The organism is Pseudomonas sp., assembly GCF_050739995.1.
In the GTDB taxonomy this organism is placed as follows: domain Bacteria; phylum Pseudomonadota; class Gammaproteobacteria; order Pseudomonadales; family Pseudomonadaceae; genus Aquipseudomonas.
Map to the genome: position 1 here is coordinate 1 of NZ_JBOICG010000363.1, position 10,662 is coordinate 10,662.

Consider the following 10,662-nt stretch of genomic DNA (forward strand, 5'->3'; position numbering starts at 1 on the left):
CGTTATTACTGCTATCGCCGATGATTCCCCTGATGTTCATGGGCGATGAGGTCAACGCCAATGAGCCGTTCCTGTTTTTCACCGATCACCACGGCGAGCTGGCTGAAGCCGTGCGTGAAGGCCGGCGCAATGAGTTTTCCGACTTTGCCGCCTTTGATGACCCCGAGCAGCGTGAGCTGATCCCCGACCCCAACGCCCTGTCGACTTTCCTGCGCTCAACACCTTCATTTATCGAGAACGAACACACTCAGCTCTACCGCCAACTGCTGAGCCTGCGTCACCAACAGATCGTGCCTCACTTGCCCGGTTGCGTGGCCTTGAGTACACAAGTGCTGGCCGACGCAGCCATCAGCGCACGCTGGCGACTGGGCAACGGCAGCTTGCTGCAAATCGACCTCAACCTCAGCGCCAAGCCCGTCGATCACGCTGCACCCCATGCCTGTCTTTTCGAAACGCCAGCCAGACAGGGCGCGCACTTGGCCCCCTACAGCGCCCGCGTTTTCCTAACCCCTGTTGGAGAGCACCCTTGAGCGAAGCGAACCTGGAAATCCTCGCCAGCCGCGCGGGCCTGGCCGTCGATTGGATCGACGCCAACGGCCGCCCGCAACATGTGAAACCTGACGCCCTGCGCGCCGTGCTCAAAGGTTTGGGACATCCGGCCGACACCGATGCCGAGATCGACGCCAGCCTGCTGGAGCTTGAGCAGGTGCAACAAGACAAGCACCTGCCCCCACTGATGACCGTCGACAGCGGCGCAGGTCTGGACCTGGCGCGCTACTTCCCCCCAGACACCGCCTGCCGCGTCAGCCTGGAACACGGTGAAACCCTGGAATTGCGTCTCGACGGTAACGCCGTATTGCCTGGCGTCATCGCCTTGGGTTACCACCAAGTGCACATTGCCGAGCAGACCTTCACCCTGGCCGTCGCCCCCACCCACTGCTACAGCGTGGCTGAAGCGGTGAACAGCCACCCTGCCCGCGCCTGGGGCCTGAGTGCCCAGCTGTATGGGCTGCGCCGTCTGGGTGATGGCGGCTTCGGCGACACCCTGACCCTGGAGCACCTCGCCCGTTCCGCCGCCGAGCGCGGTGCCGATGCTCTGGCGATCAGTCCGATGCACGCCATGTTCAGTGCCGACACTGAGCGCTACAGCCCATATTCACCGTCCAGCCGTCTGTTTCTCAACAGCCTGTATGCCTCACCGGCGTGCATCCTGGGCGAACGCGAAGTGCACAGCGCCATCGAGGCCGCGGGGCTGGCAGACGAACTGCACACCCTCGAACAACTGACCCTGATCGACTGGCCTGCCGCCGCCAAGGCCAAGCAGCGCCTGTTGCGCACCCTGTATGAAGGCTTCCGCCACGGCGAGCACCCGCAACAGGCCGATTTCTTGAGCTTCCGACAAGCCGGCGGCGAAGCCCTGGAGAACCACTGCCGCTTCGAAGCCGTACAATCCGCACGCGCCGCTGCCGGGGAAGACCTCGATTGGCGGCACTGGCCACAAGACTGGCGCACACCGCAGAGCCCGGCCCTGGCGCAATTTGCCGAAGATCACCGTGACGAGATCGGCTATTTCGCTTTCTGCCAATGGCTGATCGCCCGCAGCCTGGAGCGTGCACAGCAAGCCGCGCGTGGCAGCGGCATGGGCGTCGGCCTGATCGCCGACCTGGCCGTGGGCGCCGATGGCGGCGGCAGCCAGGCGTGGAGCCGTCAGGACGAGTTGCTGGCCGACCTCACGGTGGGAGCGCCACCGGACATCCTCAACCGCGCCGGTCAAGGCTGGGGGATCTCCGCGTTCTCGCCAGAGGGTCTCAAGCGCAACGGCTTTCGCGCCTTCATCGAAATGCTGCGGGCCAACTTCGCCCATGCCGGCGGCCTGCGCATCGACCATGTGATGGGCCTGCAGCGCCTATGGGTCATCCCCAACGGCGCGTCGCCCCGTGAAGGGGCTTACCTGTATTACCCGGTCGACGACCTGCTGCGCCTGTTGACCCTGGAATCCCACCGTCACCAGGCCATCGTGCTCGGTGAAGACCTCGGCACCGTGCCCGACGGCCTGCGCGAAAAGCTCATCGGCCGCTCGATCCTCGGCATGCGGGTGTTGCTGTTCGAGCAAAACCATGAGGGCCAGTTCAAACCGATCCTCGACTGGCCGGACAACGCCCTGGCAACCACCAGCACCCACGACTTGCCCACTCTCAACGGTTGGTGGCACAGCCGCGATATCGAATGGAACATCCAGCTGGGCCTGATCGACGCGCCCACCGTGGAGCAATGGAGCGAACACCGCCTGCGCGAACGCCAGGCACTGCGTCAGGCCCTGAGCCAGGACCCGCAGAACTTCGTCGATGAGATCCGCAATGACACCGATCACATGATCGATGCCAGCGTGCGATACCTTGGCCACACGCGTGCGCCGTTGGTGCTGCTGCCTCTGGAGGACGCGCTGGGCATGGAAGAACAAGCCAACCTGCCCGGCACTATCGACACCCACCCCAATTGGCGACGCCGCCTGCCAGGTGAGGCGTCCAGCCTGCTCGACAATGCAGGCGCTGCCCGCCGTCTCGAATTGCTCGCCGTTGCGCGCAACCAAGCCTTCGAGCGTGACCGGTGAACGTGTTGCCTCTACGCGCCACCCAGCGCCTGCAATTTCATAAAGGTTTCACCCTGGACGAGGCGGTGCCACTGGTACCGTACTTCGCCCGACTCGGCATCAGCCACCTGTATGCCTCGCCGCTGCTCAGCGCCCGTGCCGGCTCCATGCACGGCTACGATGTGGTCGACCCCACCCGGATCAACCCAGAGCTGGGCGGCGAGCCGGCGCTACGTCGCCTGGTTGCCGCCTTGCGTGAGCACGACATGGGCTTGATCCTGGATATCGTCTCCAACCACATGGCCGTGGGCGGTGCCGACAACCCCTGGTGGCTAGACGTGCTGGAGTGGGGCCGCCTGAGTCCCTACAGCGAGTTCTTCGATATCCAATGGCATTCCCCCGACCCACTGCTCAAAGGCCAGCTATTGATGCCCTTTCTCGGCAGTGACTATGGCGAAGCGCTGCAAAGCGGCGCGCTGACGCTGCAGTTCGACGCTGAACACGGCGCGTTCTACGTCGAGCATTACGAACATCGCTTTCCGATCTGCCCGAAGGACTACGCGGTGATTCTCGGCACCGATGCATCACTCAAGCCGCTGGCCGACCGCTTCAGCGCCCTCGCCTATCAGGACGATGCCTACATCGAAGCGAGCTGGCTGAAACACGCGCTGGCCGAGCGGGCGACGGAAGTGTTGCCGGCCATCAAGCGGCGGCTCACGGCGTTCGACGGGCGCACGCCGGAAGGTTTCCCGCGACTGCATCAATTGCTTGAGCAACAGGCCTATCGCCTGGCCAGTTGGCGTACCGCCGCCGACGACATCAACTGGCGGCGCTTCTTCGACGTCAACGAACTGGGCGGCCTGCGTGTCGAACGCAGCGCCGTGTTCGAAGCCACCCATGCCAAGATCTTCGAATTGATCAGCACGGGGCTGGTGGACGGTTTACGCGTCGACCATATCGACGGGCTCGCCGACCCGCGTGGCTACTGCCGCAAGCTGCGCCGCCGAGTGAATGCGCTGGCGCCCGGGCGACATGTGCCGATCTTCGTGGAAAATATCCTCGGTGAGGGGGAAACCCTGCGTGAAGACTGGCAAGTGGACGGCACCACTGGCTACGAATTCATGAACCAACTATCGCTGCTGCAACACGACCCGGAGGGCTTCGAACCGCTGGCTGAATTGTGGACGCGCCACAGCGAGCGGCCTTCGGCGTTTATCGAAGAGGCGTGGCTGGCCCGCCAACAGATTCTCAACGGTTCCCTGGCCGGTGACTTTGAAAGCGTCGCCCAAGCATTGCTGCAGGTGGCTCGTGACGATGTGATGACGCGGGACCTGACCCTGGGCGCCATCCGTCGCGCCTTGCAGGCGCTGATCGTGCACTTCCCGGTGTACCGCACCTATATCAGCGCCTTGGGCCGTAGCCCTGCCGACGAGCATGTTTTTCAACAGGCCTTGAGCGGTGCCCGCAACATTCTGAGCGAAGGCGACTGGCCGGTGCTCGAGCACCTGCAAGCATGGTTGGGCGGCCAGCCCTGGCGTCAGCGCCCGGTGGGCCGCGAGCGCAAGATCCTCAAGCATGCCTGTGTGCGCTTCCAGCAACTGACCTCGCCGGCCGCGGCCAAGGCCGTGGAAGACACGGCGTTTTATCGTTCAGCGGTGTTGTTGTCGCGCAATGACGTGGGTTTCAGTACCGAGCAGTTCAGCGCTCCGCTGGCCGACTTCCATGCCGTCAATCAACAGCGCTTGCGGACCTTCCCCGACAACCTGCTGGCCACCGCCACCCACGACCATAAACGCGGTGAAGACAGCCGTGCACGCCTGGCAGTGCTCAGTGAGTGCGCGCCGTGGTATGCCGAGCAGGTGGAGCACTGGCGCTCCCTGGCCGTGCAGTTGCGCGACACTACACATTGCCCCTCGGCCGGCGATGAACTGATCCTCTACCAAGTGCTGTTGGGCAGTTGGCCACTGGAGGCCAACCCCGACCTTGAGGACTACCGACATCGACTCTGGCAATGGCAGCAGAAAGCCCTGCGCGAGGCCAAGTTGCAGAGCAGTTGGAACGCCCCCAACGAAGCCTATGAAAAAGGTGTCGACGCCTTCCTCCAGCGCCTGCTGCTCAGTGATGAAGGTCGACCGTTACGCACCGCTCTCGGTGCCGCAGTCCAGGTCATCGCCCCTGCCGGCGTGCTGAATGGGCTGGCGCAAACCTTGCTTCGCCTCACCGTGCCGGGCGTGCCGGATCTGTACCAGGGTAATGAATTCTGGGACTTCAGCCTGGTGGACCCGGATAACCGTCGCCCGGTGGATTTCAACGCACGGCAACGGGCGCTCGATACACCACCGGACATCGGCGAACAGTTGTCCAACTGGCACGACGGGCGTATCAAACAGGCGTTGATTACTCAGGTACTGGCCTTGCGCAAGGCCCACCCTGACGTATTCAGCCGAGGCAGCTACACACCTGTGGAGGTCGAGGGTGCCTATGCCGAACACGTGGTTGCGTTCTGCCGCGAACATCAAGGCAAACGCGTACTGGTGGTGGTGCCGCGCTGGCCCCATCGCCTGCTTGAAAACAGTGAGCGGCCGCACATCCCTGCGCAGGTTTGGGGCGATACGCGGGTAAAACTACCGTTCATTGGCACAACACAAAACTGGAAGGGACTTTTTCAAACAGGCGCAGTCACACCCAATAAGGAGCTGTTGATCAGCACTGCCCTGGGGGGATTCCCGATCAATGTCTTTATCAATCCTGATGATCAAGAAAGCTGAATTTTTTCTGCGAGGAGCATTGTGATGAGTACTGAAGACAAACGTATTCGTGAATTGGCGCATCAGATCTGGGAATCCGAAGGCAAGCCTCACGGCCAGGACACTCGCCATTGGGAGATGGCCCGCAAGCTGGCTGAGGCCGAGGCGTTGACCCCGAGCAAACCCAAGCCTGCGGCCAAACCGAAAACCGCACCCAAGGCAGCGGCCAAGGCCAAGCCTGCGGCGGCCCCGAAGCCCGCTGACGAGAAAAAGCCCAAGGCCCCACGCAAACCTTCCAGCTGACTCGGCCCCCTGTGGGAGCGGGCTTGCCCGCGATAGCACCTGAACCGTCAACATTGCTATCGCAGGCAAGCCCCCCCCATAAGCCGTGGCATTTCAACCCCGTTTTTAACTGACGCTCAGTCGGAACGGTTGCACTCGGCCCGAATAAACCTTTTGCAGGAGCAATTTTCTGATGAGTCCATCCGACAAACCCGAACCGTCAGCCGCCACCGACCCTTCGCGCATTCGTGAAGGCTTGCCCTTCCCGCTCGGCGCCACCTGGGATGGCCTGGGCGTGAACTTCGCACTGTTTTCGGCCAACGCCACCAAGGTGGAGTTGTGCCTGTTCGACGATACCGGTGAAGTGGAGCTGGAACGCATCGAGCTGCCCGAATACACCGACGAAACCTTCCACGGCTACCTGCCCGACGCCCACCCCGGGCTGATCTACGGCTACCGCGTGTACGGTGCGTATGACCCGGCCAATGGTCACCGCTTCAACCACAACAAATTGTTGATCGACCCTTACGCCAAACAGCTGGTGGGCAAACTCAAATGGTCCGAGGCGCTGTTTGGCTATACGATCGGCCACCCTGACGATGACCTCAGCTTTGACGAACGCGACAGCGCGCCCTTCGTACCCAAGTGCAAGGTAATCGATCCGGCGCACACCTGGGGCAACGACCAGCCAGTGCGTGTGCCATGGGACCGCACGATCATTTACGAAACCCACCTGCGCGGCATCAGCATGCGCCACCCTTCCGTGGGCGAAGCGGTGCGCGGCACCTGCGCCGGCTTAATGGAAGATGACGTGCTCAAGCACATCCGCCAATTGGGTGTGTCCTCGGTAGAGCTGCTGCCGGTGCATGCCTTCGTCAACGACCAACACCTGCTGCAAAAAGGCATGACCAACTATTGGGGCTACAACAGCATCGCGTTCTTCGCCCCTGACCCGCGCTACCTGGCCAGCAGCAAGATCGCCGAGTTCAAGGAAATGGTCGCGCACCTGCACGAGCAAAAGCTGGAAGTGATCCTGGACGTGGTCTACAACCACACCGCCGAAGGCAACGAACGCGGCCCGACCCTGTCCATGCGCGGTATCGACAACGCTTCCTACTACCGGCTGATGCCCGACGACAAACGCTTCTACATCAACGACTCAGGCACCGGCAACACCCTGGACCTGAGCCACCCGTGCGTGCTGCAGATGGTCACCGACTCCCTGCGCTACTGGGCCAACGAAATGCACGTCGATGGTTTCCGCTTCGACTTGGCAACGATCCTCGGGCGCTATCGCGATGGCTTCGACGAACGCCACAGCTTCCTTGTCGCCTGCCGCCAAGACCCGGTACTGCGCCAATTGAAAATGATCGCCGAACCCTGGGACTGCGGCCCCGGCGGTTATCAGGTGGGCAACTTTCCGCCAGGCTGGGTGGAGTGGAACGACCGCTTCCGCGATACGGTGCGTGCGTTCTGGAAAGGGGATGATGGCCAGTTGGCGGATTTCGCCGGGCGCATGACCGCTTCAGGCGAGATGTTCAACCACCGCGGGCGCCGGCCCTACAGTTCGGTGAATTTCGTCACCGCCCATGACGGTTTCACCCTGCACGACCTGGTCTCTTACAACGACAAGCACAACGAAGCCAACGACGAGAACAACCAGGACGGCAGCAACAACAACCTGTCGTGGAACCATGGTGTCGAAGGCCCCACCGACGACCCGGCAATCAACGCACTGCGTCTGCGCCAGATGCGCAATTTCTTCGCCACCCTGCTGTTGGCCCAGGGCACACCGATGATCGTAGCCGGCGACGAGTTCGCCCGTACCCAGCACGGCAACAACAACGCCTATTGCCAGGACAGTGAAATTGGCTGGGTCAACTGGGACCTGGACGATGACGGCAAGTCGCTGCTCAAGTTCGTCAAACGCCTGATCAAACTGCGCCTGGCCTACCCGATCCTGCGCCGTGGTCGCTTCCTGGTGGGCGACTACAACGAAGCTATCGGTGTGAAAGACGTCACCTGGCTGGCGCCGGACGGCAATGAGATGAGCACTGAACAGTGGCAGGACAGCCACGGACGCTGCCTGGGCATGCTCATGGATGGCCGCGCCCAGGAAACCGGGATTCGCCGCCCAGGCGCCGACGCCACCTTGCTGCTGGTGGTCAATGCGCACCACGACACGGTCAATTTCCGCCTGCCGCCGGTGCCTGAAGGTGAGTTCTGGACGTGCCTGCTCGATACCAATCAAACCGCTGTACATGGCCAGGAACGCTTCGATTTCGAGCATGAATACGCAGTGACCGGCCGCTCATTGTTGTTGTTCGAACTGCAGCGCGACGGCGAGGTGTGACAGGGTTTTGCATCATTCCTTGATGAGGTTTCGTAAAAACCGACATTACAAAATGTAAAAGCGAGAATTCCTTGTCTATGCTCATAACGCCTTGCACAGCATTCCAGGGTTGGAACGCCGCGCACTCACCGCAGCGGAGCCTGAGGTGAATAAAAGAGAGTCGTCCCGTCAACGGAGTACGACCCCCGCATCAACCGACAAGGATGTGACTCCCTATGAAACCTGCCTCCTTAAGCGAAGGCCGCCGCCGCCCCGCACAAATCTGGAACAGTGCGCCGCAGCTGGCGCAAATCCCCATTATCACATTGAGTTCACTGGTGCCGCACGGCGCACGCGTGGTGGTGATTGCTCCCCATCCGGGCGATGAGGTGCTGGCCTGCGGCGGTTTGCTGCAACTGCTCAGCACCCGCGAACACCCACTGCAATTGATCTCTATGACCGATGGCAGCGCCAGTCATCCCGGCTCAAACGTGTGGCCGGCCAGCCGCCTGAGTGTGGTGCGGCCCCAGGAAAGCGTCGAAGCCTTGCGTCGCCTGGGCATGCCATTGCACAGCCTGAAGTGGATTCGCGGCGGGTTTCGCGACAACGCCTTGGCCGCTCGAGAGCAGCCGATGAGCCAATTCATCGCCCGCTACCTGCAGCCCGGCGACGTGGTGTTTACCACTTGGCGCAACGACGGCAATGACGACCACGATGCCGTCGGCCGCGCCACTGCCAAAGCGTGCAGCCTGGTAGGCGCGCAGTTGTATGAAATGCCCATCTGGGCCTGGCATTGGCCGAGTCGTGAAGGTGCGCTGATTCCCTGGCAACGCGCACGCAAAGTGCGCCTGGACAGCTGGTGCGTGGCGCGCAAACTGCACGCTGCCCACGCCTACGCCAGCCAGTTGGCCGGCGACCCGCAAATCGGTCTGGCTCCGATGATGGCCCAGGAGTTGCTGGAGCGAATGCGCGAGCCTTATGAGGTTGTGTTTTTCTAGCCTGTGATGAAACCGCACCCTGGCGGCAACTCCACAGACTCTGCACAGGCGACGTATTTGCGTCGGGCAAAGATGATGGCACTATGCCTTGATTCATCCACGTTCAAGGAATGATCAATGCCCGCCCCATGGATTTATCAGGATCGACAGTACCACTCCCTTAAAGCACTGGTCGCGGCCGAAGCATCGCTTGGTATCACTTATGCGGGCGTGGTGGCAAGAATGCGTGAAGGGTGGGCATTGGATAGAGCGATTCACGAGCCTGTTCGTAAAAAGACGTCTCGCCAGTACATCGTGGATAGTCGGGTGTTCAGTGATCTGAAGGCGTTGGCCAAAGCCGCTGGCATTCCCTATAACGCTGCCGTAAAACGTGCACATCGGGGTTGGACCGACGCTGAAATTCTCCATGGGAAGGCGCCGCGAGTATCCGCCAATACCGGCGCGGCGGTGCCAGTCAAAGCTGCAAAAAACGCCATCAAGGTGAATGGCGTCCCCTACGACAGTCTGAGCAGTGCCCATGCAACGCTTAAACCTGGCTGCTCCTACAGAACTTTGCTAGCCCGTTTGAGGCAGCATTGGTCACTGGAAGAGGCGTTTGAGGTGATCAAAAAGGTTGATGGCCGCACAGCCAAGGCCAGCACCCGCACACTGACCATCTACGGTAATACCTATACGCCCGCCCAAGCCGCACGACATTTCGATGTCCCCTACAACACGGTATTGGACCGACTGCGCCGAGAAGCGAGCGACATGCAAGCCATCGGTCATGAAAAAATTTTGCCGGGCAGCCTGATACGGCAAAAAAACCTCCCCCGAGTGCGAGAACCGCTGGAGAAAAAATACTACATCGTGGATGACGTACAATTTGACTCAGTCACCGCATTGGCCCGCGAATACAACATCTCGGCAGCCCTCGTCTACAACAGAATCCATATCAACAAATGGACCGCAAAAAAAGCGGTTACTGAACCGTTAGCAAACCCCGTCCAAGTCAACGGAACGCACTACCGTAGTGCCATGAGTGCATGGGAAGCGATAGGTAAGACCACGCTAGCGACCTATCAGGGCAGGATAGCCAGCGGACATTCTCTCGAGATCAGTCTTGGCATAGAGCCGCTGCCATCATTGGATCGCTACGAAGTCAACGGCGTCAAATACTCCACACTTGCAGCGGTAGCCGCTGCCCATGGCTTGACTCTTCCCACCCTTACCTCTCGACTCTTGAGCATGAGCCTGGAGGAAGCCTTGATCTACATTCCGATCACCGGTCGCTATTCAGCGGGTGTATTCAAAAAGAAGCCGGCGTTGGCCAATAGTCCGGGGACGTTGTATTTCGTCAAAATCCGCTTTTCCGAAGGCACCCTGCACAAGATAGGAATCACCCAGAAAACCACTTCGCGCAGGTTAGGAGCGTTTGACCACCAGACCCTTTTGGAGCGCACGGGTAAGTTGAAGGACCTCTATGAAATAGAGCAAGCCACCGTAAAAGCATTTGCTCAACGACTCTTTCGTGCTGAGGAGGAGTTTGAAGGTCGGACGGAGACATTTCTTTTGACGGATGAAGAAGAGCAGCAGATGTCTGATTTCATTACATGCGCGGAGCCCACCACGGCGAGGGTCACAGATCTGGCATAATCGCGAGCTGTTCATAACAGGGCCGAATCAATGAGCACAGAGCGTTACGACCAACTGGCGATCTTCTCGGTTGTGGCC

Annotated in this window: 7 protein-coding genes; all 7 read left to right on the top strand. The window is 60.8% G+C overall.

What is annotated here, in order from left to right:
- Positions 1–530 (top strand): DUF3459 domain-containing protein (locus ACRESD_RS12130; RefSeq protein WP_431751112.1); only part of this gene is annotated, 530 nt, incomplete at its 5' end.
- The gene (gene malQ / locus ACRESD_RS12135; protein ID WP_431751113.1) at positions 527–2,611 is read left to right on the top strand and encodes a 4-alpha-glucanotransferase; all 2,085 of its coding nucleotides are present in this window, start codon (positions 527–529) and stop codon (positions 2,609–2,611) included. The genes ACRESD_RS12130 and malQ, both read left to right, overlap by 4 nt.
- Positions 2,608–5,358, top strand: a complete 2,751-nt coding sequence (locus ACRESD_RS12140) for a malto-oligosyltrehalose synthase (RefSeq protein WP_431751114.1) — start codon at positions 2,608–2,610, stop codon at positions 5,356–5,358. The genes malQ and ACRESD_RS12140 overlap by 4 nt, the downstream gene beginning before the upstream one ends.
- A 24-nt stretch (positions 5,359–5,382) precedes the next feature.
- On the top strand, positions 5,383–5,640 hold the full coding sequence (locus tag ACRESD_RS12145; protein WP_431751115.1) for a DUF2934 domain-containing protein: 258 nt from the start codon (positions 5,383–5,385) through the stop codon (positions 5,638–5,640).
- 172 nt (positions 5,641–5,812) lie between these two features.
- Positions 5,813–7,972 (top strand): glycogen debranching protein GlgX, encoded by a 2,160-nt coding sequence (gene glgX, locus ACRESD_RS12150; RefSeq protein WP_431751116.1) that lies wholly within the window; start codon positions 5,813–5,815, stop codon positions 7,970–7,972.
- A gap of 215 nt (positions 7,973–8,187) precedes the next feature.
- Entirely contained in the window at positions 8,188–8,949 is a 762-nt protein-coding gene (locus ACRESD_RS12155) for a PIG-L deacetylase family protein (RefSeq protein ID WP_431751117.1), read from the top strand.
- A 117-nt stretch (positions 8,950–9,066) separates the two neighbouring features.
- Entirely contained in the window at positions 9,067–10,584 is a 1,518-nt protein-coding gene (locus tag ACRESD_RS12160) for a hypothetical protein (RefSeq protein WP_431751118.1), read from the top strand.
- Positions 10,585–10,662 lie beyond the last annotated feature (78 nt).

What these genes read in the sequence shown, in the direction of transcription:
- glgX (WP_431751116.1), top strand. Translation starts at nt 5,813, where the DNA reads ATGAGTCCATCCGACAAACCCGAACCGTCAGCCGCCACCGACCCTTCG.
- ACRESD_RS12160 (WP_431751118.1), top strand. Translation starts at nt 9,067, where the DNA reads ATGCCCGCCCCATGGATTTATCAGGATCGACAGTACCACTCCCTTAAA.
- ACRESD_RS12145 (WP_431751115.1), top strand. Translation starts at nt 5,383, where the DNA reads ATGAGTACTGAAGACAAACGTATTCGTGAATTGGCGCATCAGATCTGG.
- ACRESD_RS12155 (WP_431751117.1), top strand. Translation starts at nt 8,188, where the DNA reads ATGAAACCTGCCTCCTTAAGCGAAGGCCGCCGCCGCCCCGCACAAATC.